Consider the following 25,118-nt stretch of genomic DNA (forward strand, 5'->3'; position numbering starts at 1 on the left):
AAAAGGTTATGAATATGTCAGTATTTGTCGGCAAAACTGCTCCGGATTTTACAGCCCAAGCTATTATGCCTAATAATAATATAGACGATAAGTTTAAACTTAGCGATTATGCTGCAGGGGATAATATAGTGTTATTTTTTTATCCCCTAGATTTTACTTTTGTTTGTCCATCGGAAATTATAGCATTTCACAATAAGCTTGGTGAATTTACCGAAAGACGTACTAAAGTAGTAGCTGTTAGCGTTGATTCTCATTTTAGCCATTTAGCTTGGAAAAATACTCCGCATAATAAAGGCGGGCTTGGACAAGTACAATTCCCCATGGTTTCCGATATAAAAAAGGATATTTCTTCAAAATATAATGTACTTAATGAAGACGGTGTTGCTTTGCGTGGCACTTTTTTAATCGATAAGAATTTCATAGTACGTCACATGCTAGTTAACGACTTACCTATCGGTCGTGATATTAATTATACATTAAAAGTAATCGATGCTTTAACTCATCATCAAAAGCACGGTGAAGTTTGTCCTGCCGGCTGGCATAAAGGTGAGGAAGCAATTACCCCATCACATGAAGGTATAGCACATTATTTAAGCTCACATGCAGAGAAGCTGTAATTATATTACTACTGTGTTATTAAAGTGGAAAACTGTCCTACCGTGACTTGTCTAGTGTTGTTGCATGGTTCGACGTCATTCCCGCGAAAGCGGGAATCCAGCAAAAAATAACCTTAACATTGATAAACAATTACATATTTAACAAAATAAACATATAAAAACACAAATTTTTATATGCTTGACTGGATTCCCGACTAGGCAGGAATGACATACAGCACTAACGCAATATCAAATAACCCTAAATAATGTTGAAAGAATTATTTTCTGCTCCTAAAATATCTTATAATATTGAAACAATTAATATTTTACGTCTTATTAGGAGTGAAATATCGGTCCTAAAACTTTCTTTAGTTTAATTAAATTATTTGGTGATGTAGCAACTGCCATAGATAACGTTCCGGATTTTTCATTGCGAGGCGGAAAGTCAAAACCAATTAAAATTTTCAGTAAAAGCGATGCTGAAAAAGAGTGAGAGCTTCTCGAAAAAGACAATGCTAAGATCATCACATATAAATCTCCGGAATATCAAAATTATTACTTGAAATTTATGATCCACTGCCAATATTAAGCTATAAAGGTAATATAGAGTTATTAAATCATAATAAATGCGTTGCAATAGTAGGCACAAAAACGCTGCTGCAAACGGAAAAAGCTTTGCGCATAAAATTGCAAATGATTTAGTAAAAGAAGGTTATATAACCGTTTCAGGGTTAGCACGAGGAATAGATAGCAACGTACATCAAGCTGCAATTTCTCAAACTATCGGAGTTATTGCAGGCGGTATTGATCATATATATCCACCGGAAAATAAAAAACTATTTGAAAATTTAGCAGAAGAAGGTTTAATATTAGCTGAGTTACCTATCGGCTTTACCCCGCTTGGAAAACATTTCCCACAGCGTAACAGGATAATATCGGGACTAGCCTTAGGAGTAGTGGTAGTAGAAGCAAGCTTAAAATCCGATTCATTAATAACTGCAAAATTTGCACTTGAACAAAATAGGGAAATATTTGCCGTTCCCGGCTTTCCTTTAGATCCAAGATGTTAAGGTACAAATAAATTGATTAGAGATGGAACATATTTAGTGGAATCAGTAGACTATATTGTAGCTAATTTACCACAATATGAAGAATTTATGAAAAAAGATGATGGATTATTTAAGGATTTTGTTGAGCTAGGAACAGTAAGTAAATACGAGATATGTTAAAGAACCGTCACAAAAGGAGCGTACTGCTTGCTATATTGGAATTATTATCGGCAGTACCCATAGACTTGGAATATTTACCAAAAGAAATAGAATTACCGCTTCCTATCATATATACGGTAATATTAGAATTAGAACTCGCCGGGACAGTAATGCGTCACGCCGGTAATAAAATATCATTAGTTTATAATAAGTAGATGAAATTAGTAATAGTAGAATCGCCGGCAAAGGCAAAAACGATAAATAAATATTTAGGTGATGAGTTTAAGGTCATTGCATCATTCGGTCATATTAGAGATTTACCTTCTAAAAAAGGCTCGGTGTTACCTGATGAAAATTTTGCAATGAAATATGATATTTCCGATAAAGCCGGTAAATATGTAGATGCTATAGTTAAAGATGCTAAAAAAGCTGATGCAGTATATCTTGCAACCGATCCTGATCGTGAGGGTGAATCTATCTCATGGCATGTTGCAGAGGTAATAAAAGAAAAGAATCAAGTTAAATCCGATGATTTTTTCAAAAGGATAGCATTTAACGAAATCACTAAAAAAGCAATTATTCATGCCGTTGAAAACCCTAGGAAACTTGACAATAACTTAGTAAATGCCCAACAAGCAAGAAGAGCTCTAGACTATTTAGTCGGCTTTACCCTTTCACCTCTTTTATGGCGTAAGTTACCGGGATGTAAATCGGCAGGACGTGTGCAGTCCGTGGCTCTGCGATTAATATGTGAGCGAGAAGATGAAATAGAGCGTTTTAAGTCAGAAGAATATTGGGATATTAGCCTTAAAATGCAAAATAGTAATAACGAACTATTTACTGCTAAATTGACTCACGTAAACGATCAGAAGTTAGAAAAATTCTCAATTATTAACGAAAAAAACGCCAAAGATTTAACCGAAAAATTAAAATCTCAAAAATTTCATGTTGATAAGATAGAAAAAAAACAACAAAAACGTCAACCACAACCTCCTTTTATTACTTCATCACTACAACAAGAAGCAGCAAGAAAATTAGGTTTTAGTGCTAAAAAGACTATGCAAATAGCACAAAAACTTTATGAGGGTGTTGATATAGGTAAGGACACTATAGGGCTTATTACTTATATGAGAACCGACGGCGTTACATTATCAAATGATGCAATAGCAGATATACGTAAGTTAATCGATAAAAGTTACGGCGATAAATATTTACCAACTAGCCCTATAATTTATAAATCCAAAGTAAAAAATGCTCAAGAAGCTCATGAAGCAATAAGACCAACAAATATTACTTATACTCCTGATAGCTTAAAAGAAAAGCTAGAAAAGGATTATTATAAGCTTTATGAGTTGATTTGGAAAAGAACTATAGCATGCCAAATGGAAAATGTTATAATGGATTTGGTAGTTGCAAATTTAGCTTCGGAAAATAAAGAATATTTGGCAAAAGCAAACGGATCGACTATAGCCTTTGACGGATTTTATAAGGTTTATCGTGAAAGTATGGACGATAAAACTGAAGAAGAAAATAAAATGCTGCCGCCTTTAAAAGAACAAGAGCCGCTTAAAACTAAAAAAGTTATTCCAAATCAACATTTTACTGAACCGCCTCCAAGATATTCAGAAGCAAGTTTAGTGAAAAAACTTGAAGAGCTTGGGATCGGTCGTCCTTCGACCTATGCTAGTATTTTATCGGTTTTACAAGATCGAAAATATGTTGCTCTTGAGAAAAAACGATTTATACCTGAAGAGCTTGGACGTTTGGTAACGGTATTTTTAGTCGGTTTCTTCAAAAAATATGTTGAATATGATTTTACTGCAGGACTTGAAAACGAATTAGACGCAATAGCAGCCGGCAAACTTGAATGGAAAGCTGCTTTAAATAATTTTTGGAGCGGTTTTAACCATAATATTGAATCAGTAAACGAGCAGAAAATAACCGAGATTATTAGCTATGTACAGAAAGCCCTTGATTATCACCTGTTCGGTGAGAATAAAGAATCTAAAGTTTGTCCTTCATGTAACACGGGCGAACTTAGCTTAAAGCTTAGTAAGTTCGGAGCGTTTTTAGCATGTAGTAATTACCCTGGATGTACTTTTAGAAAATCTATTGTTAGCGGTAACGATAACAACGAGAATGAAGGCGAGCCTGCCGCTATGCCTAATGAGAATAAAGTTTTAGGTACGGATAAAAACGGAGTAGAAATATATCTGAAAAAAGGACCTTACGGACCTTATATTCAACTTGGCGAACAAGAAGGCAAAGTAAAGCCAAAACGTAGCCCCGTGCCTGCTAGCTTGAACCAAAATGATATTACACTTGATATAGCATTAAAGCTTCTAAGCTTACCGCTAAAAATAGGTATTCATAAAGATAGCGACGAGGAAATTATGATAGGATACGGTAAATTCGGTCCTTACATAAAATATATGGGTAAATTTATTTCAGTGCAAAAAAAATATGATTTTCTAAATTTAAGCTTAGATGATGCGATGAAGCTAATTGAAGAGAATAAAGCGAAATTAGAGAAGAAACCGGCGTAAATGGTTTAGTGTCACCCCGTGACTTGATCACGGGGTCTCAGGACACAGGCTGTGATACAAGATCCCGTGGTCAAGCCACGGGATGACAATTAATAAAATTACTTATTTATGACAAAAGTTATAACACGATTTGCTCCGTCACCGACCGGTATGTTACATGTCGGTAATATCAGGGTAGCATTGCTTAACTGGCTATATGCAAAGAAGCATAACGGACAGTTTATTTTAAGATTTGACGATACGGATTTAGAGCGTAGTAAACAGGAATATAAAGACGCTATCAAGGAAGATCTAAAATTTTTAAATATTAATTGGGATCAGACATTTAATCAATTAAGTCGTTTAAGTAGATATGATGCAATCAAAAATCTATTACTAGACAAAAAAAGATTATATGCCTGCTATGAGACTCCTGAAGAGCTAGAATTAAAGCGTAAATTTCAATTATCTAAAGGTTTACCACCGATTTATGATCGAGCTAGCTTAAATTTAACTGAAGAGCAAGCAAAGAAATATATAGAACAAGGAAGAAAACCGCATTATAGATTTTTGGTAAATCATGAACCGATTAGCTGGCATGATATGATCAAAGGCGAAGTTAAATATGACGGCAAGGCTTTAAGCGACCCAATAGTGATAAGAGCAGACGGTAGTATGACCTATATGTTATGCTCAGTTATTGACGATATTGATTATGATATTACTCATATTATTAGGGGTGAAGATCACGTTAGCAATACCGCCATTCAAATACAAATGTTTGAGGCTTTAAATACTACTCCTCCGACTTTTGGGCATTTAAGTTTAATAATCAATAAAGATGAGAAAATTTCTAAAAGAGTTGGAGGGTTTGAGATCGCAACTCTTAGAAAAGAAATCGGAATCGAAGCTATGGCAATCGCTAGCTTTTTTAGTTTACTTGGTTCATCAGCACAAATCTTGCCTTATAAATCAATGGCGAAGCTAGCAAATCAATTTGAGATAAGTAGTTTCTCTAAAAGTCCAACTATCTATCAGCCGGAAGATTTAGAAAGATTAAATCATAAATTACTTATAAGTTTAGATTTTGATACAGTAAAAGCACGCCTTAAAGAAATAGATGCCGAGTATATTGATGAAAATTTTTGGTTATCGGTAAGCCCTAACTTGCAAAAATTACGTGATGTAAAAGATTGGTGGAAAATTTGCCATCAAACTCCGAATGTAGAAAATCTAAATTTAGATAAGGAATATTTAAAGCAAGCAGCAGAATTATTACCGAAAGGTGAAATCACCAAAGATAGCTGGAGCATTTGGACTAAAGAAATAACAAATATAACAGGCAGGAAAGGTAAGGAGTTATTTTTACCTCTTCGCCTTGCTTTAACCGCCAGAGAATCAGGACCGGAAATCGCAGGCGTTTTACCTTTGATTGATAGAGAAGAGATAATAAAGCGTTTAACTAGTGCGTGACTCTCTATGTCATTCCCGCGAAAGCGGGGATCCAGTAAAAATAATCTTATCGGTACAAAAATTGTATATTTGGTAAAATAAACATATAAAAACAAGTTTTTATATGTTTTACTAGATTCCCGCTTTCGCGGGAATGACATAGAAGCCATGCAACTCCTTGCAATAACGATTGAGTATGACAATGTTTTAACTATAATACTCTATCATGTTAGTATTAATAGCACCGGCAAGCTCTGCGGTATCACCGTAAATATTATCGTACCTGCTGTTCCTGCTACTAAACCTTCCCACAGTTTCATAAGCTACATATCCTGCAGTTAGTCCTGCTTTTACTGTATTTTTTAATCGGACGGCGAAATTAAAATTGCTCCTAAGGTAAAAGCACTGATAAGAACCGGAGGATTGTAATAAGCCAAAGTTGCAAGGCTTGCTACGGTTGCTTAAGCAAATGTAGATACAACAGAATAATTAGAGTTGTTCACATCAGAAACAAAACCTTGAACGGAACATACAGTTTGTGCACCGTTTTCTATCACATTAATAGCATGTTCCGTTGCTAAGGTAGCACATACATTGTGAAATCTGTCGCAGCTTTAGCATTTTGAAAATGAATTGTAGCACTGTCAAAATAACTAGATGTTTTTTTTGAAGTTTGTGGCCCCGTATAGTTTTTTGTCATGATTTTTCCCCTTAAAATTAAATCGTGACGCAATTATAACTTAAATGTTGGGTTGTGTCAATGGATATTATTAATAAATAATTAAAAAATTGATAATACATTAAGATAAAAAGAAGGTTTAGCTGTTAAAAACTTTTTGATTTTTAGCTTATCTTCTTTAGACAAAGTAGGCTTGAACCTTTATATATCTTTTATTAGTACTTTCAGGTCTAAATTGAAACTCGCCTTTAATTGTGTTGATTGTAACTATCTGATCAGAAGAACCCCATTTAGGAAAATCATATTTTATAACTATGTCCCTGTTTCTAAGTCCAGATTTATAAGCGTTACTATTTTCATCAATATCTTTTATTGTATAATTATTTATTAAAGCATCTCTATCAAAACCACGATCATATGCCCACATTGTTATTGTCTCGATCGGCAGCACTTTAGCAACATTAGCTAAATCTATAGTTTTACCTTGTTCTATATATTCGTTTATCTCTTTATCTATGCCCTTTGGAAGATAATTTTTAACTATTGTTTTAAAATAATCGCTTGAAAATTCTTGTTCTTTTGAGGTTTTAAATAAATCAAACATAACATTATCCAGCGATTTACTCTTACTTATTCTCTTTAATGAAATTGTCCAAATAAAGTGCCAAAACAAATCCATGATAATATGGCAATCTTTGTACTGCATAATCTTGCCAATAATCTGTTTCGATTAAATTATTAGGTTCATTTATAACAGGTGATAAATAATAATTCTCAAAGAATTTATTAAATTCTTCTACAAATTCCTCAAGCGTTATAACACTAGAACGTAAGGCTAAAACCCTGCTATAATAATCGGTAAATCCCTCACTCCACCAATAATTTAATCGTTCTAAGTTATTACGTATTTTCCCAATTATGTAGATGTTCATGAGCAAGTAACGTTATATAATCCTGTTTTGTCCAAACCTCGAGGAATAAATGCAGTAAAACTATGAGTTAAGCCCGTTCTGCCCATATATCTAGGTTGATTCCCCTCGATTAAGCTTATTAGATAATAAGGAAAATCATTATCATGGAAAAATGTTCTTTGTCCCTTGATAATTTTATTTATATAAGAAGCTATTTCTTCATCTTTAAGATCAAATTGACCATGTAACACAAGATATACAGGATTTTTTTGATCGACAATTTTGTAAACACGTAAATCACCCACTGCATAAACTGCACTATATAATTCAATCGGCATAGCTTTAAATTTCACGCTTTTACCAAGAGCATAATCTGATATTGTTTCCCAGCTATCAGGAATATTATTCCATTCAATGTTAAACGCTACTATATCATTTCCATTTAGATCACCGGGAGTAGCAAAAAGCCCATAACCCGGTGAATGAATGAAATTTTGTCTAATTATTGCTTCGTGGATATCACAAGGATTACCAGTTTTTTGATATATTTCGTAGCTTAAACGAATAATATTGATTTTTCCCGTATTTAAAATAGCTTTATTCGAGTCTTGATTTCTAAACTGTAATTTTCCAATAGGCTATTCTAGCTTAACATTTTTGATTTGCTTGTAATATGTAGGCATTTGCCCATGCATAGGGTAAATCTAAAACAACCTCACCACTCATATTGCCGATTATTTCTTTCTCAACTTTGATAGCTGAAACAGACGTATTAGACATGGATTTTAGGGATTATTTAGAGTGTTGTGCGACTCTCGATACCATTCCTGCGTGGCATTGTTGCGTGGATACTGAGTCATCATTGCAAGGAAATTATAAAATAATTGACGAAGCAATCTAGTTAAAAATTCTGATTTACAGAATTTTTATTATTTTTTATGGATTGCCACGTCGCCTATATGGCTGCTCGCAATGACGATATCTATGTAGGCATGTATTCTATTTAATTATTACTTCCTGACCATTAGCCCATAAGCTTCTATATCTTCAAGCCATTTAGCGTTTTCTATTAAATATGATTCTTAAAATTCGGCAAGTGTAGGATCAGGTTCGCCTGTTAAATTTTTAAGCCCGTCAAATAAAATGTCTAAAAAACCTATTTTATTCTTTTTACAATAATCTCCTATATCAATCTCCTACATCTTCAATATGCTTCGCACGATCATCAATAAATACAATAAAACTAGCATTTAGCTCTTCAGAAAATTTTGATAAAGTACCACTGTTTGAGTGATTACCAGTTATAAATATACCTTTATAAAAAATAGCATCATCCTTTTGTCCTGAATTATAAATTGCTAATTTTTCATTATCTGACAATTCGAGACCCAGCTCTTTTAGTTCTTTATATCGCCAATCTTGCATAGAAGGAATATTGCCGAATGCTCCCGTATTCATTTGTGTAAGACCATAAACCGGAAACTTTTCCTTGAGCTTGTTTATAACTTCTACCCACTCTTCATCAATTAATATTACTTTTCGCTGCAAACGCCAATTACTGATAATTTCCTTATAATTGTCATAACTACTGTTATTTTCCTTAATTCTATCAATTATTTGATTATAAGGCGGCTGCTTAAAAGTTTTTGATTTAGGAGTTATAAGCGTATCGTCAACATCAATGAATATAGATGCACGAGTAGGAACATTTTTTATTATTAAATCATAAACTTTTTCCATAAACTTTTTCGGCACTATCGGCAGTTTCAAACTCTTTCATATATACTCCGAAGTAAAATGAAGAGTAGTGATACGAAGTTTAACTTGGAAAAGAGTAATAGGTCTGTCAGCCGAGGAGTGGAGCGTATATTAAACGTTCAGCATCCGAGGTCTTACAAAGACATTGTGGCTAATTTTTCAAGTGGGGCAAGTATCAAATTTAATATTAAGTTCTTCAGTTAAAATAGCCATTAATTCAAGCCCTGCTCTATTTGTCCATGCACCTTGTTCATAAAAAAAATGATAAGGACCGCTAACCGGCGACGACAACCAAATTTCTTTGGCGGCACTTTGTTTATTTATTACATATACCCCTTTATCAGTATCAAGGTTTAATATATCGCCTTGTAAATCTACATCTATACGTGCTTCTTTATCCTGCTCTTCTATCTTTTCTGCTATATATGCAATTGTTGTCTCGGCTATTTTACTAAATTCACTATTATTCATGATAACATCCCTTAAGTAGATAAAAATATACGCAAATCAACTTCAAAAAGAGCAAGGAGTCTATAAGACAAGGAGCGGAGCGTATACTTAATACATAAGCACCATAGCTCTTATAAGACGACGTAGCCAATTTTTGAAGTTCATCGAGTAGATGGTTTTTCAGGATCAATTGCCGGCTCAGGTACTTTAATCAAACTTTTTCGATAAGTTTCAACAAATCTATTATGATCATTAAGATTGTTAGAAAAATTATGCCCGCCTTTACCATCAACTACAAAAAATAATGCATCCGTTTTAGCAGATTTTACCACTGCTTCTAAAGATTTTAACGACGGACAAGAAATCGGACCGGGTGGTAAACCTTTTATATAATAAGTATTATAGGGTAGTTCTTGCAATAAATCTTTTTTTGTTAAAGCTCTTGCTAATTTAAATTTTCCTTCAGTCAAAGCATATATAGTAGTCGAATCGGCTTGTAGCTTCATATTTTTCTTTAAACGATTAATGAATACTGCTGCTATAATAGGTTTTTCTGCATTTGAGCCGGCTTCTTTTTCAATTATTGAAGCTAGTGTTAATACCTCAAGTTTAGTTTTTAATGGAGAATCCGGTGCAAGATTTTGCATTACTTTATCTAAATTAGCAGACATTAAATTTCTCATGTGATCAATTATCTGCTCTTTTTGATCACCGTAAGAAAAAAAATACGTGGAAGGCATTAAAAAACCTTCAGGTATTATCCCTTTTATTTCTCCAAGCAATCGACTTTCTTCATTAATTTTCTTTATAACCTCACTAACTACCGTACCTTCCGAGACAATTATCTTGTGTATTATAGATTTACCGCTTGCTAATATTCTTAAAGTTTGCAGAGGTGATATATTACGAGTAAACACATATTCACCACTTTTAAGAGGTCTTTTTATAGAATAAATTTTAGCAATTACCTTAAAAATTCTTGGATATTTGATTACTTCATTAGAATAAAGTTTTGTAACTATTTGATTTACGGATAATTTAGGTTCAATAATTATCGTTTTATTTTGAGTAAGATCACCCGGCACAAAAATATAAAATATACTAAAATTTAGCAAAGTAATAAATATAGTTAGAGATACTATAACTAAAAAAAGTTTAGTTTTTAATAGGTTGTTTAACATAATAACTATTATTTTTATAAGGCTTAGAAATATTGATAAAAAAATTACCACGAAATATGGTTTTTTTCTTGACATTTGAAATAACATATAGTAAAACTAACTTTTTGCTAAATTTAAATTATATAGTTTGTGCTAAATCAATCAATAGTTTTAATATTTGGTAATTAAAATTAGATGACTAATGAGCAACAAATTAATAACGCAAACCAATTTACTATAACAATAGTATACTCCTGTAAAATGAAAAAGTTAGAATTTTTGTTACAAACAAGAAATATAAATCTTTATTCATAGTGCATATTACTATACCAGCGTTAATACTGATCTTATAATGGGCATTATATATTATGATACAAGATCACAATACCGATCTAAAACACGAAGAACATACTGAAAGGTTAAAAGCTTTACAACATAAGTTAGGAAACTTATCCGGTTTCTTGACAACAATGCGTTCTGATAACAATGAGGAATACAAAAAAATTTCCAATGATTTAAAAATTTTAATGAAACAAATTAATACTATAAGAAAAAACATGGAAATATATTTTGTTATTATATTAATATTAATGTTTATTATAATTCAGAAAATGTTGTGGACCACCGGTTTCAAGTACTAATCTTTCTCTTTTAACAACTTTATTTTAGGTTCTAAGAACTCCTGTTTAATAATTTCTGCAGCTATATAAGAAGGTACAGCGTCATCTTGATCACTTGATACAAGCGAATTTTCCAAGCTAAGCCTGTGTTCACGTACTTTTGTACAGCTAGCTAGCTTACCTTTAAATTCATCGTGTCTAAAACTTTCTGAATTTAGCTGTAATCGGTTTGATTTAAATCCTAATTGCTGCAAAATTTTTTGGCTTTCTATTACCTGCTCATAAGCTTTCTTAGAATTAAATAATAACTCTTGAAGCTTATTACTAATAAGATTAGCTCGGCAATTAAATTGGATAAATTCCGGAATTATTTCTTTATCGGCTATAATATTTATCAACGTAACATATTTTATTTTTATCAATAGCCTAATAATAAAAAAGCTTATAAGATTAACTTTATAAGCCACAATCATAGGAGTACCGGAAGCTGCTATCTCTAAAGTATTAGTACCGGATTTTGCTAAAGCTACATCCGCAACAGCATAAGTTTTAAGTCTCTCACTTGAAAATAAATAATTAAACTTAACATCTTCTAGAAACGGTTTTATTATTGCCTCATGAGCAGGATTTGCAAGAGTAAATATAACTTTAAGATTATTACAACTCTTGAATATTTCTTCAATAGAAGAAACAAAAACCGATAAATGCCTTAGAATCTCATCCTTTCTACTACCAAGAGTAACACACAAAACTCTCTCATTCTCATCTATTTTAAACTCTTCACGTAAAGCTATTTTATCACTATAAAACTCTTGCTCCATAATCGGATGACCTATATATCTACAATCAAGACCGACTTTAGTAAAATATGGAGGTTCAAACGGTAGTAAAGCAAATAAACAATCATAAATTTTAGCGTATTTTACTGCCCTACCCTCTTTATATGCCCAAACTGACGGTGCAACGATATGAATCATTTTCAGCTTTGGTAAAAGTTTCCTTACTCGCTTTGCCACACGATAAGTAAACCCTGGTGAATCTATGGTAATTAATAAATCAGCTTTACTATTTATTATATCCCCCACAGTTTTATCAATTAATTTTTTAAGCTTAAAAATATGAGGCAAAATTTCTACAAAACCCATTAAATTTATGGAAGTAATAGGAAATAAGCTTTTAAAGCTACCGGCTTCCTCCATATATTTGCCGCCAACACCAACAAACTGTACAGCATCATTCACAAAGCTTGATACAGGCGAATTGAGTTGTACTCCTGTATTGTTTTTTAAATGCTGCATTATACGACCACCTACAAAGTCTCCTGACACCTCACCAGCTATAAAGTAAATTTTTGTCATTAAAGATAGTTATTTTTTAAGGTTCTCAATTTCTGTTTGTAATCGCTCTATTTCTTTTATAGATACTTCAGTAATCTCATGTATTTTTTCTATCGAGTTTTTTTGTATTAACATCTTTTTTGCTATTTTTATACTTTTTGTCACTTCGCCTTCTTGTATACCTTCTTGTTTACCTTTTTTCCTCCCCTACTCTATTCCTTTTGCCATACCTTGTTCTCTAACTTTTTCTTCAGCAGAAACTATATAATCACACTCTTTATAGCTTTTATTCATATAGGCACGATAAATTATTTGCTCTTTAGGAGTCATCTTAAGTAAAGACATTTTGCTACTTTCTTCATATATGGTGATTTAAAATCTTTCTTAACTTCAGAATGTTTTACTACATATAGCCATTCATCCAATTCATCTCTTATAACATCATTAAATAATGGTACTGATATTACAATATATTCTGGAAATACATTATATAAATCAAATATTTTACCTCTCATATCTCCCAAAGAAAATTTCATAGGGTGTTTTTTATCAACTTCTCTAAAAATAGTCTTACCGTGATATAAAGGTGCTTTCATATTATCAAAAGGAAAATACAATAAATTAATATGAAATATTTTTTTTATAGTAGAATAATCCTCGCTCTTAGAAATACTATCAACTATTAATCTACTAGAATTAAAACAAGCTTTATGCATTAAAAAGATTTGTATAGGATTTATCTATTTCTACTATATATTTATGCCCTTCTTCATCTGCCACAATGACATCTGCTACGCTAGATTTTAAGCTATCATTTTCTTTATTACTGCCACTTTCTAGTAGGGATTTTATTTTAACAGAACTATAACCAGCATCTTTAAGAATAGCCGAAATAAATCCCTCGACTATTTCATAATCCTCTTTATCTTTTAATAAATATTTTATAGCGTAATCAAAACTTATTATAGTACTCATATCTTTTATCCTTAAATCATCTTATATATTGCAAAAAATGAAGACAGTATACGAAGATCAACTTCAAAAATGCTACGTCGTCCTACAAGAGCTTCGGTACTCACGTATTAAGTATACACTGCGTTCCTCGCCTTGTGAACTCCTTGCTCTTTTTGAAGTTGATCTTCGTATACATATTATTAAATTCCATTTTACGGTAACTCAAAGCTTCCGCAATATGCACTTTCAAGACCTTATCAACATTCTCAAGATCAGCAATCGTGCGTACTACTCTAAGTATTCGGTTATAAACACGCATTGATAAACAAAATTTATTTGCCGCTTCATTCAGTAAATCTTTACCTTCATCTGCAGGCATAGCATAATCTATTAACAACTGCCCATCTAATCTGTTATTTGTTTTAATATTATAGCCCTCATATCTCTTTTCTTGAATTAAACGTACTTTCTCGACTCGTGCAGCTATATATTCAGATCAAGTCATAATTATAAACATTAATACTAAATACTTCTATATGCAAATCAAATCTATCCATAATAGGTCCCGATACTTTCATTTGATAGTCGCTAGCACATTTTGGAGCTTTCATACATTCTTTATAAGAATCGCCTCAATAACCGCATTTATAAGGATTCATAGCTGCTATTAACTGAAAATTTGCCGGATATTTTATATGAGCATTTGATCGTGAGATTAGTATTTCACCGTTTTCAATAGGCTGTCTTCATGCATCAATAACATGCTGTGGAAATTCAGGTAGTTCATCTAAAAATAATACTCCGTTATGAGCTAGCGTAATTTCCCCAGGCTTTACTTTTTTTCCGATACCGCCACCGACCATAGCGGCCAGTGAGCATGAATAATGTGGAGTTCTGCACGGCCTTGCTTTGGTAAGTTTACCGTCTAAAAATTTTCCTGCAATACTTGTAATCGTACTACATTCTAATAAATTTCTTTTGTAGACATTTTAGGTAGTATACTGGGAAGACAGGCAGCAAGTCTTGATTTACCGGTTCCGGGAGAAGCGAACATTAAAAGGTTATGCCACCTGATGCTGCAATTTCTAAAGCTTGTTTAGCAATTGTTTGACCTTTTATATCTTTAAAATCGGGATAATTTATCGGCTCATCTTGTAGCTTAGCTTCCGGAGGAGTTAAAACTTGTGAACCTTTAAAATGATTTACTAGTTCAATTAAATTACCTGCAACAAGTATATTATCATTACCCGACCAAGCAACTTCTGAGCTGTTTTTACTCGAACAAATAAGACCTTTACCTCTAACAGAAGCCCCAATCGCTGCAGGTAAAGCTCCACTTACTGGTAAACTTGAACCGTCTAATGATAGCTCTCCTATTATCAAATATTCCGCAATTTCAAGTTCAGATAAAATATTCATTGCGGTAAGTATCGCACAAGCAATCGCAAGATCGAAGTGGCTTCCTTCTTTTACTAAATCTGCCAGAGCTAAATTTATTAAAATCTTTTTAGTAGGTAGTGCAAGCCCTATAGAAGATAACACTGCTTTAACACGTTAGACTTGCTATATGCCTTATCATGAAATTTTTCTTAAAATGCTATTTTGCTAGGTTGTAGATGTTATTGCATGGATACTACTAAATCGTCATTGCGAGCAGACATAGGCTGCGTGACAATCTCATGAAATAATAACAAACTCCTGAGATTGCTTCGTCAATTACTTTGTAATTTCCTCGTAATGATGAAAAATAACAATCTTGCCTTAACCATTAATTGGAAAAACATACTATAGAACAAACTTAGCTAAGTCAAGATTAGTTATTATTTTTGATAATTGATTTTCTACGAATTTATCATCGATAGTTATTTTTTTGCCTTTCATTTCGCTAGCTTCAAAGCTTATATCCTCAAGCAAATTCTCAAGTATAGTATGCAGCCTTCTAGCCCCTATATCTTCGACTTCTAAATTAACGGTGATCGCATAATCCGCTATCTTCTCAATAGCAGAAGCAGCAAATTCAAGACGTACGTCTTCAGTACCTATTAACGCCGAATATTGTTTTATTAAACTAGTTTCAGGCTCAAGCAATATTTTAATCATATCATCTTTGGTAAGCGAATTTAATTCTACTCTAATCGGTAACCTTCCTTGTAACTCCGGTAATAAATCAGAAGGTTTAGCAATATGGAAAGCACCGGAAGCAATAAATAATATATGATCGGTTTTAACCGGTCCATATTTAGTATTAACCGTCGTGCCCTCTATCAAAGGTAGCAAATCTCTTTGCACTCCCTCTCTACTTATTTCGGCATTTTTTGCTCCAGAACTACCAGTTGAAGCTATTTTATCAATTTCGTCAATAAAAACTATACCGTCATTTTCAGCTAAATTTATAGCTTGCTGAATAATTTTTTCTTGGTCTATTAATTTTTCTGATTCTTCAGGTATAAGAATAGCCATAGCATCTTTAACTAGCATTTTTTTTGTTTTAGTCTTACTACTGCCAAGGGCTCGTCCAATCATATCGCCAAGATTAAGAACGCCCATAGATGCTCCCGGCATACCCGGTATTTCAAAACTTCCACCACCGACAGGTGTAGTATCAGCTACGCTAATTTCAATTTCCGTATCATCAAGTTCGCCGTTTAAAATTTTTTCTTTGAACTTTTCTCTAGTCTCACTACTAGAAGTTTTACCTACTAAACTATCTAATATTCTCTCGATCGCTTTTTCACGGGCATGAATATCTACTTTCGTTTTTGCTAAAGTTTTTTCAGTATTAACGGCTATTTCGACTAAATCACGAATTATTGATTCTACATCACGCCCTACATATCCGACTTCGGTAAATTTAGTTGCTTCAATTTTATAGAAAGGAGAATTAGTCAGCTTTGCAAGGCGTCTTGCTATTTCCGTTTTCCCGACACCGGTTGAACCAATCATTAAAATATTTTTCGGTACTATTTCATTACGTAAATTACCTTCTACTCTTTTACGACGACAACGATTTCTAAGTGCAATAGCAACGGCTTTTTTGGCCTTTTCTTGACCTACGATAAATCTATTAAGTTCATTCACTATTTGAGAAGGGGTAAGCCCCATAGGGTCTTTTTTATAAGTAGTTTTAGTAGCTTTCATACAACTTTTTCCATTATAATATTATGATTAGAAAATACACACAAATCTGCAGCTATATTCATAGATTTTAAAGCAATTTCTTCAGCAGTTAAATTATTCTCATAAGACATTAGAGCGCGAGCAGCAGATAGCGCAAATAAACCGCCTGAACCTATTGCTGCCACATTATTTTCAGGCTCTACGACATCACCGTTACCGGTTAAAATTAATATATGACTACGATCAGCAACAATCATCATTGCTTCCAAACGTCTCAAATATTTATCGCTACGCCAATCTTTTGCAAGCTCAACTGCACTTCTAAGTAAATTATACTTATGTTGCTCTATCTTTACTGCAAGTTTTTCAAATAACGCAAGACCGTCAGCCGTAGAACCCGCAAAACCGGCAATAATTTTATTATTTGCTATAGTCCGAAGTTTTCGTGCTGTAGATTTTAGTACGGTATTACCATGCGAGACTTGTCCATCTGCTGCTATAATTATTTCTTCGTTCTTTTTTAAACAAAGTATTGTTGTACCGTGTAAGGCTAAATTATCTGACATAATATAAAATTTATTGATATTAAGTTGTTAATTAAGTACTATTAGAATTACTGTTAAATAGACGAATAGACGAAAGACGAATAGACGAAGTTTAATTTGGAAAAGAGCAAGGAGTCTGTAAGCCGAGGAGCGGAGCGTATATTAATACGTGAGCATCCGAGGACTTACCAAAACGACGTAGCCAATTTTCCAAATTAAACGAGTATACTTGACTAACCCAATTTAATTAATTATTGTCCCTTGAATTTTCAAGGCTTAAACTTAAATAATGAATATATACGCAATATACATTAACTCCACACAAAAAAATAATAATTTTATTGTTATTGCAGAAGGCTTTTCATGGATAGCGGCTCTTTTAAGTATATTTTGGGCATTATACCATAAAATGTGGTTAATTGTTGCTATTGCCGTAATAGCGAATATAATCGTTACAGCGATTAATATCGAAGAGTTAAAGTTTATATTTAAGATAGTCTTAATATTAGGCTTCGGCTTTTTTGCTTCAGATATTAGAGAAAATTATTTAAAAAGAAATAATTACCGACTAGAAGATATAATAATTGCCAACTCTCGAATTGAAGCTGAATTAAAATTTCTAAAACGTAGTATGCTTGTTTAACAGAAACGTGGTTTCATAAATATTAAATCGTCATTGCGAGCAGTCGTAGACTACACGGCCATCCAGAAAAAAATTAAAGAAATGCTAAATTAGCATTTCTTACTGGATTGCTTCGTCAAAACTTACATTTTTTACTCGCAATGACGGAAAATCAAGCCATACAATAAAGCTTTTAACAGGAATAAAATGATGTATAACAAAGAAAATGTTTTTGCAAAAATCATAGGTAAAAATCTTTCGGCAGAAATAATTTATGAAGACGAACAAATTTTAGCATTCAAAGATATAGCACCCGTAGCACCTGTACATATTATCGTTATACCTAAAAACGAATATATAGATTATGCCGATTTCATCTCTAAAGCTTCTATAGACGAAATAAAACATTTTTTTGCTAAACTTTCTGATATAGCAAATGAAGCGGGTTTAGATAAAGACGGTTATCGTTTAATAACTAATAAAGGCGAGAAATCGGGACAAACTATTTTTCATTTCCATTTCCATATTATCGGAGGTGAAAAACTCATCGGATTAATAAATAATGACTAAAAAATACAATATTGCAGTAATCGGAGCTACAGGAAATGTAGGGCGTGAAACTCTCAATATTCTAGCTGAGCGTAATTTCCCTATTAATAAAGTTTATGCTATAGCTTCAGATAGCTCTCTAGGGCGGGAAGTAAGCTTTGGAGAAAAAATACTACAAATTAATAGTTTAAAAAGTTTACATTTTGACGATATCGATATTGCTTTTTTTTGTGCAAGTTCAGAAGTTTCAAAAGAATTTATACCAAAAGCTACTGCTAGTAATTGTGTAGTTATCGACAAATCCTCACTTTTTAGAGTTGATAATCAAGTGCCGTTAATTGTACCTGAGGTTAATTTATCAACACTTAAAAAGTTTAATACTAAAAATATCATAGCTAACCCTAACTGTATCGTCATTCCGCTTGCAGTAGCATTAAAACCGCTAGATAATGAAATAAAGATTAAAAGAGTAGTGATATCTACTTATCAATCAGTATCAGGAGCAGGTAAAGCAGGAATGGACGAACTCTACGACCAAACAAAATCTAAATATGTTTTTGGAGAGAATGATCCTAAGAAATTTCCAAAACAGATTGCATTTAATCTTTTTCCTCATATAGGTGATTTAAATAAAGATGGCTATACAAGTGAAGAAGCAAAAATTGCTTCTGAACTAAACAAAATTATAGGTAATCACTTTAAAGCTAGCGTTACTTCTGTTAGAGTACCAGTATTTATCGGTCATGCTATATCGGTTAACATAGAATTTAACGACAAAATTGATGCCAAAGAAGTCGAAGAAATATTACAAGATGCCGATGGAATTGTTACAATTTCTAATAATAATTACCTTGCGTATATCTCACCCGTTGAAGTGGTAGGCGAAGATGCCGTATATGTCTCCCGAATTAGAAATGACATAAGTAGAGATAATACGATAAATCTATGGATCACATGTGATAACTTACGTAAAGGAGCAGCTTTAAACAGTGTTCAAATTGCTGAAGAATTAATTAATAATTATTTATAATATAACTTAAATATGGATAATAAAAATAATAATCTAAATAACAAAAACCCGCTAGTAATAGCATTAGGCGAATGTAGAACAACTTTTTGGATAGTCTTTTGGTTTGCTTTTGTAATCAACTTACTAATGTTAATTACTCCTCTTTACTCACTACAAGTTCTTGATAGAGTACTTGGAAGCGGTAATCTACAAACATTATTATTTTTATCAATAATAATCGCATATATTTATTTTGTTTACGGATTATTACAAATTGCTCGTTCTTTTACACTTATAAAGGTAGGAGAATGGCTTGATAGAACAGTAGCTCCCGTAATTTTTGCTTCTTCAATTTCTGCAGCTGCAACACGAGCAAATATGGGTTCTAGCCAATTATTACGTGATTTTCAAACCGTCAAAACATTCCTAACAAGTACCGGAATTAATACTTTATTCGATGCCCCTTGGAGCCTTATCTATATTGCGGTTATTTTTTCAATTCATCCATATATCGGTCTTATTACCGTTTTTGGTGCAATTATAATAGTTTCAACCGCTTTCTTTAACGCTGCAGCTACTAATAAAACACTCGGTGAAGCTACCGAATTTTCTATAAAAGGTATGACACAAGCCGATATTGCAAACAGAAATGCAGAAGCAATTGAAGCAATGGGAATGATGAAGAATGTTACAAAAAATTGGCATAAATTTAACATATTAGCACTTAATAAGCAATCGGTTGCTAGCTATCGTAACGGTGTTATTTCTAACTTTTCAAGGTTTATCCGTAATATAATGCAAATGGCTGTTACCGGAGTCGGTGCTTACATTGTTGTCAAATCTCACAGTGCAGATATGACTCCCGGTAATATGATTATGAGTTCTATCATAGTCGGTAGAGCTCTTGCTCCTTTCGATAATGCTATTGATTTATGGAAAAGTATGAGCAGTGCTATTAAATCATACAAAAACATTAATAATTTATTTAACACTTATTCTTCTAGAGACGAAACGATGCCAATTCCGAACGTTGATGGTCATCTTACTGTTGAAAATATTTATTATGCTCACCCTATACCGAAATATTTACCGCAACCTCCCGTACCGAAATATATCTTAAAAGGAGTTAGTTTTGCAGTACAACCGGGCGAAGTTTTAGCAATTATCGGTCCTTCGGCTACAGGAAAATCAACTTTAGCTAAAATCATAGTCGGGGTATGGAAAGAATCATCAGGTTCCGTACGTTTAGATAGTGCTGAAATTTATCGTTGGAATAGAGAAGATTTCGGTAGACATGTCGGCTATCTTCCTCAAGGAATAGAACTTTTTAGCGGTAGTATTAAACAAAATATAGCTAGAATGGAAGAAGATGCCGATCCGCAAAAAGTTATTGAAGCAGCTAAAATAGCCGGAGCTCATGAAATGATATTAAGATTCCCTGACGGTTATGATTCTGATATCGGTCCTGCAGGCTCTAATCTATCAGGTGGTCAAAGACAGCGTATCGGGCTTGCTAGAGCTTTTTACGGTAATCCAAAACTCATCATTTTAGATGAGCCTAATGCTAATTTAGATGAGGCAGGTGAAGTTGCCCTTGCAAGTGCCTTAAAACAAGCAAAACTTAAAGGAATAGCAGTTCTTGTAATTTCACATAGACCATCCGTATTATCCGTTGTTGATAAAATTCTAATATTACAGGATGGAGCCGTTGCAGTTTACGGAACGGAAGAAGAGATTCAAAAACACTTTAAAACTTTAAAAAGCGGTACAATTCATATTAAATCGTGACTTGATTGGCATTGTTGCATGGCTTCCAAATCATCATTGTGAGCGAACGTTAGTGAGCGTGGCAATCTCATGAATTCTATCGAGATTGCTTCGTCAATTACTACGTCATATCCTCGCAATGACGCAAAATACAAACAATGCTGACTAAATATAATAATGATTAAATATTATGCAGGACTTAAAACACAATAAACCTCAAATTACTCCGGAACAATTAAAACAATTATTGTCCTTAAGAGAAGATGCGTTAAACCTTAAAGGTCAAAGTTCTAAACGTAAAGCTTTAATAAATACTGCATTAAAGAAAACCTCTCATACTATAGAATTCTTATTAGTAAAACTTGATAGGTTTGTTAATTTTATTACCAAGAAAACCGATAAAGATCGTAATAACGTAGCCCAAGCTGCAAGGTCACCTATACTTTTCGGTATTTATGTTATTATCTTTTTAGTATTAATGGGCGGATTATGGTCGGCTCTTGCTCCGCTTGATAGTGGTGCTGTAGCTGTCGGTATCGTAATGCCAAGCACAAATAAAAAAACGATTCAACATCATGAAGGCGGAATAATCAATGCTATTTATGTGAAGCAAGGTGATAAAGTCAAAGAAGGCGATAAATTAATAGAGCTTGAAGAAACTAGAATAAAAAGCGAACATGAAAATATTCTTGGTCAGTACCGTAATTTTTTAGCAACTGAAAATCGTTTAATTGCCGAACGTGATCATTTAGAACAAATCGCATTCTCTGATTTTCTAATGCAGGATATCAATTTACCAGAAGTAGCTAAAATAATTCATACGCAGGAAAATTTATTTAGATCTAGAAAAGAAGTATATAACTCAGAGAAAGATGCATTAAATCAAAATATTGCTCAACTTGAGAAAAAAATTGAAGGTTTAGAAGCAAAAAAAGTTGCCGCCTCCAAAACTGCTGAAGTTTATCAAGACCGTTTAAAAGCTTTAAGAACCTTAAAAGAAAAAGGCTTTGTACAAAAAGCAGCCTTATTAGACCAAGAGGCAAAAGTCGCCGCTTCAAAAAGCGATGTTGCAACAACTGAAGCCGAAATAGCAGGAATACGCCATGCTATTACCGAAACTCAAATTAAAATTATAAATCAACAAAATAAATACACTGAACGGACTTTAACAGAGCTTCGTGAAGCTCAAGTACAAACCGCATCTCTTAAAGAAAAATATAATGCCCTGACGGATTCGCTTAATCGTGTGATAATCAGATCACCTGTTGACGGTATAGTTAATAATTTAAAATATCATACAATAGGCGGTGTTATAAGTCACGGACAACCTATTATGGAAATTTCGCCAACTAATGACCCATTAATAATAGAAGCAAAGGTATCTCAAAAAAACATTGACTCAGTACATGAGGGATTAGTTGCAAAAATACGTTTCAGTGCATTTAAATCAAGAACAACTCCAACATTTACCGGTAAAGTAGTAAGCATATCTCCTGATATCGTACAAGATGAAAGACAGCATCCAGGACAACAGCAAGATAATTATTATGTTGCAAGAGTTGAAATCGATATGGATGAATTTAACAAAGTTGCTAAAATTAAAAATCTTGAATTACACCCCGGTATGCAAGCTGAGGTACAAATCGTAACAGGTACTAGAACACTACTTAGATATTTACTTGATCCCGTTACTGATACTGCATTTAAAGCTTTCAGAGAAAAATAGATAATTTGAAAATTTTAAGTTAGATAACTTTACAAAACCTAAATATTTACAATATTTATTAAAAATTCTTAATCCTTTATTGACTTTGAATCAAAAGCAGTATAGCTTATTTTATAATCTAATTAATATATAAAGGTTATGTTAGGCTACGAAAAAGAACAAAGAAGTTTAAATACAGAACAAAAACAAGCAGTCGGATTACTTTCTATAGGTACATTTCTAGAGTATTTTGACCTTATGCTTTATGTGCATATGGCGGTGCTTTTAAATAATTTATTTTTTCCGGAATATGATCCTTTCACTTTTTCGTTGCTTACTGCCTTTTCTTTCTGTTCTACCTATTTGCTAAGACCTATAGGAGCATTAATATTTGGGTATATAGGCGATCATTTTGGACGTAAGATTGTAGTTGTTTTAACTACCCTATTAATGGCTATTACTTGTGTGATTATAGGCAGCATGCCAACATATGCACAGATAGGTATAACAGCCTCTTGGGTTCTTACTATATGTCGTATAATTCAAGGTATGTCAGCAACTGCAGAAGCACGAGGTGCAGAGCTGTACTTAACCGAAAATTCATCTCCTCCTATACAATATCCATTAGTAACAATTATAACCGTATTTTCTGCCGTAGGCACTACGGTAGCACTAGGTATTGCATCAATTTTTACTAATCAAAATATTTATCACCATGAGTCAAGTTGGCGTATAGCCTTTTTCGTTGGTGCAACTATTGCTTTTGTAGGTACTATTGCAAGGACTAGTTTAAAAGAAGCAGATGCATTTTCAAATAAAAGAAACAAATTAAAACTAAGACTTCAAGAAAATAATATTATGCTTGAAGAAATTGACAAAGATATTCTAGATCAAAAAGTTCCAAACACCACCTCTATTTGGTATTTCTTTATCCAGTGTGCTAGACCACCGTGTTTTTATTTCGTATATATATATTGCGGTGATATATTAAAAAGAGAATGCGGATTTAGTCCAAATCAAATTATAAATCAAAATTTTTGGGTATCTATAATAGATTTACTCGGTATTATCGGTCTTGCATTTATTAGCTATAAAATCCATCCTTTAAAAATCCTAAAGGTAAAATTATATCTATTTTTTACCTCTCTCATTTTTTTTCCTATAATGTTAAATTATAACCCTACTCCTTTATATATTTTTATTTTTCAATGTTTAGCTGCATTATTCGTATTTGATCACGTACCAGCAGCTCCTATATTTTATAAATATTTTCCGGTTTTTAAGAGATTTACATATACTAGTATGCTAAGTGCAATAGCAAAATTATTTACTTATATTATAACGTCATTTGGTTTAGTTTATATTACCAATTATCTAGGATATTGGGGATTATTTTTAATTTTCATTCCTGTAGGTATAACTTTTTTTATGGGAGTAACTTATTTTGAGAAAATGGAAACGAATCGAAGTTTATAATTTTATTAAAAGTAAAATTTATATTAAATTTTAAATTATTTTTATAACATTCAGCATATATAAGCTCTGAAACTGAAGGTATTTCAAGTATTTCACTTAACACCAAAAAGCTTTTTAATGTCTCTTTAATTATTTTATTAGCTTTTTCAGGCGATTTTGCTTCCAAAGTTTGTAAATTATGTATTCTATCAAAAAGTTTTATAAGAGCAGTATCGTATCTTTTTTGTTTAATTAATAAAATAAGACTTTTCTCGCTACTTATTTTGCCCCAAGGTTTAATTCTAGTTAGACCTGCTACATGCTTTGCTACTTCTTCATCAAAAAGATTGCTAATCATTTCTTCAGTAAGTTCAGTATCTTCAATAGTATCATGAAGTAATGCAGCTTGTAGCATTCTAAAAGTAAAGAGTTTAGGCACTTCTTTTGCTACAAATTCCGCTACCATCATTGTTACTGCGATTGGATGAGAATAATAAGGGTCACCTGATTGACGCATTTGCTCACCATGATATTTACGAGCATAATAAATACCTTTTTGAACTTCTCTAATATCGATAGGTTGTTTTACTTGGGTATTTAAAAATAAAAGCCTTTCGATTAATTGATCTGAATATTTACAGCTTTCAAAATTTTTTTCCCAATATTCTATATCCTTCATAAAATCGTTCTATTAATTAT

At 32.7% G+C, this 25,118-nt stretch carries 29 protein-coding genes and 4 pseudogenes; 14 read left to right on the forward strand and 19 right to left on the reverse strand.

Annotated elements, in window-relative coordinates; genetic code table 11:
- The first annotated feature begins 14 nt into the window (after nucleotides 1-14).
- On the forward strand, nucleotides 15-617 hold the full coding sequence (locus GCO76_RS02555; protein WP_024704503.1) for a peroxiredoxin: 603 nt from the start codon (nucleotides 15-17) through the stop codon (nucleotides 615-617).
- A 315-nt stretch (nucleotides 618-932) separates the two neighbouring features.
- On the opposite strand, the gene GCO76_RS07925 is transcribed toward GCO76_RS02555, so the two are convergent.
- Complete coding sequence (locus GCO76_RS07925; RefSeq protein WP_423246764.1) at nucleotides 933-1,121, reverse strand: hypothetical protein; 189 nt, start codon at nucleotides 1,119-1,121, stop codon at nucleotides 933-935.
- A 78-nt stretch (nucleotides 1,122-1,199) separates the two neighbouring features.
- On the opposite strand from GCO76_RS07925, the pseudogene GCO76_RS02565 reads away from it, so the two are divergent.
- From GCO76_RS02565 to gltX, 5 genes and pseudogenes are all read left to right on the forward strand, one after another.
- A pseudogene (locus tag GCO76_RS02565) lies at nucleotides 1,200-1,666 on the forward strand (DNA-processing protein DprA).
- A gap of 12 nt (nucleotides 1,667-1,678) precedes the next feature.
- Nucleotides 1,679-1,825 (forward strand): hypothetical protein, encoded by a 147-nt coding sequence (locus GCO76_RS02570; RefSeq protein WP_410956069.1) that lies wholly within the window; start codon nucleotides 1,679-1,681, stop codon nucleotides 1,823-1,825.
- Complete coding sequence (locus GCO76_RS02575) at nucleotides 1,819-2,019, forward strand: DprA-like winged helix domain-containing protein (RefSeq protein ID WP_209445224.1); 201 nt, start codon at nucleotides 1,819-1,821, stop codon at nucleotides 2,017-2,019. The genes GCO76_RS02570 and GCO76_RS02575 overlap by 7 nt, the downstream gene beginning before the upstream one ends.
- Nucleotides 2,020-4,350 carry a type I DNA topoisomerase gene (gene topA, locus GCO76_RS02580; RefSeq protein WP_410956070.1) on the forward strand — a complete coding sequence of 777 codons (2,331 nt, stop codon included), beginning with the start codon at nucleotides 2,020-2,022 and terminating at the stop codon, nucleotides 4,348-4,350.
- A gap of 108 nt (nucleotides 4,351-4,458) precedes the next feature.
- The gene (gene gltX / locus GCO76_RS02585) at nucleotides 4,459-5,802 is read left to right on the forward strand and encodes a glutamate--tRNA ligase (protein ID WP_410956071.1); all 1,344 of its coding nucleotides are present in this window, start codon (nucleotides 4,459-4,461) and stop codon (nucleotides 5,800-5,802) included.
- A gap of 341 nt (nucleotides 5,803-6,143) precedes the next feature.
- Here the strand turns inward: gltX and GCO76_RS02590 are convergent.
- From GCO76_RS02590 to mltG, 8 genes and pseudogenes are all read right to left on the reverse strand, one after another.
- A pseudogene (locus GCO76_RS02590) lies at nucleotides 6,144-6,338 on the reverse strand (hypothetical protein).
- A 300-nt stretch (nucleotides 6,339-6,638) separates the two neighbouring features.
- A complete protein-coding gene (locus GCO76_RS02595) occupies nucleotides 6,639-7,064 on the reverse strand; it encodes a hypothetical protein (protein ID WP_410956072.1) in 426 nt (141 codons plus the stop codon).
- A gap of 22 nt (nucleotides 7,065-7,086) precedes the next feature.
- Entirely contained in the window at nucleotides 7,087-7,392 is a 306-nt protein-coding gene (locus GCO76_RS02600) for a M61 family metallopeptidase (protein ID WP_410956073.1), read from the reverse strand.
- Complete coding sequence (locus GCO76_RS02605) at nucleotides 7,389-7,724, reverse strand: hypothetical protein (protein ID WP_410956074.1); 336 nt, start codon at nucleotides 7,722-7,724, stop codon at nucleotides 7,389-7,391. Before GCO76_RS02605 ends, GCO76_RS02600 begins: the two co-directional genes overlap by 4 nt.
- A 295-nt stretch (nucleotides 7,725-8,019) precedes the next feature.
- Nucleotides 8,020-8,151, reverse strand: coding sequence for a hypothetical protein (locus GCO76_RS02610; RefSeq protein ID WP_410956075.1), 132 nt, complete (start codon nucleotides 8,149-8,151; stop codon nucleotides 8,020-8,022).
- A gap of 408 nt (nucleotides 8,152-8,559) precedes the next feature.
- A complete protein-coding gene (locus tag GCO76_RS02615) occupies nucleotides 8,560-9,111 on the reverse strand; it encodes a DUF2608 domain-containing protein (protein WP_410956076.1) in 552 nt (183 codons plus the stop codon).
- A 177-nt stretch (nucleotides 9,112-9,288) separates the two neighbouring features.
- On the reverse strand, nucleotides 9,289-9,600 hold the full coding sequence (cyaY, locus tag GCO76_RS02620; protein ID WP_410956077.1) for an iron donor protein CyaY: 312 nt from the start codon (nucleotides 9,598-9,600) through the stop codon (nucleotides 9,289-9,291).
- 140 nt (nucleotides 9,601-9,740) lie between these two features.
- Nucleotides 9,741-10,760: an endolytic transglycosylase MltG gene (mltG, locus tag GCO76_RS02625; RefSeq protein ID WP_410956078.1), complete on the reverse strand. Its 1,020-nt coding sequence runs from the start codon at nucleotides 10,758-10,760 to the stop codon at nucleotides 9,741-9,743.
- A 347-nt stretch (nucleotides 10,761-11,107) separates the two neighbouring features.
- On the opposite strand from mltG, the gene GCO76_RS02630 reads away from it, so the two are divergent.
- Nucleotides 11,108-11,380 (forward strand): hypothetical protein, encoded by a 273-nt coding sequence (locus GCO76_RS02630; protein ID WP_410956079.1) that lies wholly within the window; start codon nucleotides 11,108-11,110, stop codon nucleotides 11,378-11,380.
- Here the strand turns inward: GCO76_RS02630 and lpxB are convergent.
- From lpxB to hslV, 9 genes and pseudogenes are all read right to left on the reverse strand, one after another.
- Nucleotides 11,377-12,717 (reverse strand): lipid-A-disaccharide synthase, encoded by a 1,341-nt coding sequence (gene lpxB, locus GCO76_RS02635; protein ID WP_410956080.1) that lies wholly within the window; start codon nucleotides 12,715-12,717, stop codon nucleotides 11,377-11,379. The two genes, GCO76_RS02630 and lpxB, sit on opposite strands and share 4 nt — an antisense overlap.
- Before the next feature lie 9 nt (nucleotides 12,718-12,726).
- A pseudogene (locus GCO76_RS02640) lies at nucleotides 12,727-13,313 on the reverse strand (RpnC/YadD family protein).
- Nucleotides 13,314-13,404: 91 nt separating this feature from the next.
- Entirely contained in the window at nucleotides 13,405-13,671 is a 267-nt protein-coding gene (locus GCO76_RS02645; protein WP_410956081.1) for a PD-(D/E)XK nuclease family transposase, read from the reverse strand.
- Between the two features lie 100 nt (nucleotides 13,672-13,771).
- Entirely contained in the window at nucleotides 13,772-14,137 is a 366-nt protein-coding gene (locus GCO76_RS02650) for a magnesium chelatase subunit ChlI family protein (RefSeq protein WP_410956459.1), read from the reverse strand.
- 4 nt (nucleotides 14,138-14,141) lie between these two features.
- Nucleotides 14,142-14,603 (reverse strand): annotated as a pseudogene (locus GCO76_RS02655) (ATP-binding protein).
- Between the two features lie 11 nt (nucleotides 14,604-14,614).
- Entirely contained in the window at nucleotides 14,615-14,704 is a 90-nt protein-coding gene (locus GCO76_RS02660; RefSeq protein WP_410956082.1) for an ATP-binding protein, read from the reverse strand.
- Complete coding sequence (locus GCO76_RS02665; protein ID WP_103897683.1) at nucleotides 14,704-15,192, reverse strand: magnesium chelatase domain-containing protein; 489 nt, start codon at nucleotides 15,190-15,192, stop codon at nucleotides 14,704-14,706. The genes GCO76_RS02660 and GCO76_RS02665 overlap by 1 nt, the downstream gene beginning before the upstream one ends.
- Nucleotides 15,193-15,435: 243 nt before the next feature.
- Nucleotides 15,436-16,788, reverse strand: a complete 1,353-nt coding sequence (gene hslU, locus GCO76_RS02670; RefSeq protein ID WP_410956083.1) for an ATP-dependent protease ATPase subunit HslU — start codon at nucleotides 16,786-16,788, stop codon at nucleotides 15,436-15,438.
- Nucleotides 16,785-17,333, reverse strand: a complete 549-nt coding sequence (gene hslV, locus GCO76_RS02675) for an ATP-dependent protease subunit HslV (RefSeq protein WP_014014134.1) — start codon at nucleotides 17,331-17,333, stop codon at nucleotides 16,785-16,787. The genes hslU and hslV overlap by 4 nt, the downstream gene beginning before the upstream one ends.
- A 96-nt stretch (nucleotides 17,334-17,429) precedes the next feature.
- On the opposite strand from hslV, the gene GCO76_RS02680 reads away from it, so the two are divergent.
- From GCO76_RS02680 to GCO76_RS02710, 7 genes are all read left to right on the forward strand, one after another.
- Nucleotides 17,430-17,531, forward strand: a complete 102-nt coding sequence (locus GCO76_RS02680; protein ID WP_014410558.1) for a palindromic element RPE5 domain-containing protein — start codon at nucleotides 17,430-17,432, stop codon at nucleotides 17,529-17,531.
- Nucleotides 17,532-17,601: 70 nt separating this feature from the next.
- Nucleotides 17,602-17,955, forward strand: a complete 354-nt coding sequence (locus GCO76_RS02685; RefSeq protein WP_004996102.1) for a DUF2628 domain-containing protein — start codon at nucleotides 17,602-17,604, stop codon at nucleotides 17,953-17,955.
- A gap of 189 nt (nucleotides 17,956-18,144) precedes the next feature.
- Nucleotides 18,145-18,504 (forward strand): HIT domain-containing protein, encoded by a 360-nt coding sequence (locus GCO76_RS02690; protein ID WP_041404383.1) that lies wholly within the window; start codon nucleotides 18,145-18,147, stop codon nucleotides 18,502-18,504.
- Nucleotides 18,497-19,513: an aspartate-semialdehyde dehydrogenase gene (gene asd / locus GCO76_RS02695; protein ID WP_410956084.1), complete on the forward strand. Its 1,017-nt coding sequence runs from the start codon at nucleotides 18,497-18,499 to the stop codon at nucleotides 19,511-19,513. Before GCO76_RS02690 ends, asd begins: the two co-directional genes overlap by 8 nt.
- Before the next feature lie 12 nt (nucleotides 19,514-19,525).
- Nucleotides 19,526-21,280 (forward strand): type I secretion system permease/ATPase, encoded by a 1,755-nt coding sequence (locus GCO76_RS02700; protein WP_410956085.1) that lies wholly within the window; start codon nucleotides 19,526-19,528, stop codon nucleotides 21,278-21,280.
- Between the two features lie 169 nt (nucleotides 21,281-21,449).
- Nucleotides 21,450-22,985 (forward strand): HlyD family type I secretion periplasmic adaptor subunit, encoded by a 1,536-nt coding sequence (locus GCO76_RS02705; protein WP_410956086.1) that lies wholly within the window; start codon nucleotides 21,450-21,452, stop codon nucleotides 22,983-22,985.
- Nucleotides 22,986-23,123: 138 nt separating this feature from the next.
- On the forward strand, nucleotides 23,124-24,440 hold the full coding sequence (locus tag GCO76_RS02710) for an MFS transporter (protein ID WP_410956087.1): 1,317 nt from the start codon (nucleotides 23,124-23,126) through the stop codon (nucleotides 24,438-24,440).
- Here GCO76_RS02710 and GCO76_RS02715 read toward each other — a convergent pair.
- Nucleotides 24,391-25,098, reverse strand: a complete 708-nt coding sequence (locus GCO76_RS02715) for an HD domain-containing protein (RefSeq protein WP_410956088.1) — start codon at nucleotides 25,096-25,098, stop codon at nucleotides 24,391-24,393. The genes GCO76_RS02710 and GCO76_RS02715 overlap by 50 nt on opposite strands.
- Nucleotides 25,099-25,118: the final 20 nt, after the last annotated feature.

Source organism: Rickettsia koreansis (genome assembly GCF_046532895.1).
GTDB classification, from domain to species: Bacteria; Pseudomonadota; Alphaproteobacteria; order Rickettsiales; family Rickettsiaceae; genus Rickettsia; species Rickettsia rickettsii.

Bases quoted from the DNA above. Each gene is read 5' to 3' on its own strand.
- GCO76_RS02710 (WP_410956087.1), top strand. From the start codon at position 23,124: ATGTTAGGCTACGAAAAAGAACAAAGAAGTTTAAATACAGAACAAAAA.
- GCO76_RS02600 (WP_410956073.1), bottom strand. From the start codon at position 7,392: ATGAACATCTACATAATTGGGAAAATACGTAATAACTTAGAACGATTA.
- GCO76_RS02615 (WP_410956076.1), bottom strand. From the start codon at position 9,111: ATGGAAAAAGTTTATGATTTAATAATAAAAAATGTTCCTACTCGTGCA.
- asd (WP_410956084.1), top strand. From the start codon at position 18,497: ATGACTAAAAAATACAATATTGCAGTAATCGGAGCTACAGGAAATGTA.
- mltG (WP_410956078.1), bottom strand. From the start codon at position 10,760: ATGTTAAACAACCTATTAAAAACTAAACTTTTTTTAGTTATAGTATCT.
- GCO76_RS02610 (WP_410956075.1), bottom strand. From the start codon at position 8,151: ATGTCTAATACGTCTGTTTCAGCTATCAAAGTTGAGAAAGAAATAATC.
- GCO76_RS02575 (WP_209445224.1), top strand. From the start codon at position 1,819: ATGTTAAAGAACCGTCACAAAAGGAGCGTACTGCTTGCTATATTGGAA.
- GCO76_RS02630 (WP_410956079.1), top strand. From the start codon at position 11,108: ATGATACAAGATCACAATACCGATCTAAAACACGAAGAACATACTGAA.
- GCO76_RS02705 (WP_410956086.1), top strand. From the start codon at position 21,450: ATGCAGGACTTAAAACACAATAAACCTCAAATTACTCCGGAACAATTA.
- cyaY (WP_410956077.1), bottom strand. From the start codon at position 9,600: ATGAATAATAGTGAATTTAGTAAAATAGCCGAGACAACAATTGCATAT.
- GCO76_RS02715 (WP_410956088.1), bottom strand. From the start codon at position 25,098: ATGAAGGATATAGAATATTGGGAAAAAAATTTTGAAAGCTGTAAATAT.
- GCO76_RS02660 (WP_410956082.1), bottom strand. From the start codon at position 14,704: ATGTTCGCTTCTCCCGGAACCGGTAAATCAAGACTTGCTGCCTGTCTT.
- GCO76_RS02595 (WP_410956072.1), bottom strand. From the start codon at position 7,064: ATGTTTGATTTATTTAAAACCTCAAAAGAACAAGAATTTTCAAGCGAT.
- GCO76_RS02690 (WP_041404383.1), top strand. From the start codon at position 18,145: ATGTATAACAAAGAAAATGTTTTTGCAAAAATCATAGGTAAAAATCTT.
- GCO76_RS07925 (WP_423246764.1), bottom strand. From the start codon at position 1,121: ATGATCTTAGCATTGTCTTTTTCGAGAAGCTCTCACTCTTTTTCAGCA.
- gltX (WP_410956071.1), top strand. From the start codon at position 4,459: ATGACAAAAGTTATAACACGATTTGCTCCGTCACCGACCGGTATGTTA.
- GCO76_RS02645 (WP_410956081.1), bottom strand. From the start codon at position 13,671: ATGAGTACTATAATAAGTTTTGATTACGCTATAAAATATTTATTAAAA.
- GCO76_RS02685 (WP_004996102.1), top strand. From the start codon at position 17,602: ATGAATATATACGCAATATACATTAACTCCACACAAAAAAATAATAAT.
- GCO76_RS02555 (WP_024704503.1), top strand. From the start codon at position 15: ATGTCAGTATTTGTCGGCAAAACTGCTCCGGATTTTACAGCCCAAGCT.
- lpxB (WP_410956080.1), bottom strand. From the start codon at position 12,717: ATGACAAAAATTTACTTTATAGCTGGTGAGGTGTCAGGAGACTTTGTA.
- GCO76_RS02700 (WP_410956085.1), top strand. From the start codon at position 19,526: ATGGATAATAAAAATAATAATCTAAATAACAAAAACCCGCTAGTAATA.
- topA (WP_410956070.1), top strand. From the start codon at position 2,020: ATGAAATTAGTAATAGTAGAATCGCCGGCAAAGGCAAAAACGATAAAT.
- hslV (WP_014014134.1), bottom strand. From the start codon at position 17,333: ATGTCAGATAATTTAGCCTTACACGGTACAACAATACTTTGTTTAAAA.
- hslU (WP_410956083.1), bottom strand. From the start codon at position 16,788: ATGAAAGCTACTAAAACTACTTATAAAAAAGACCCTATGGGGCTTACC.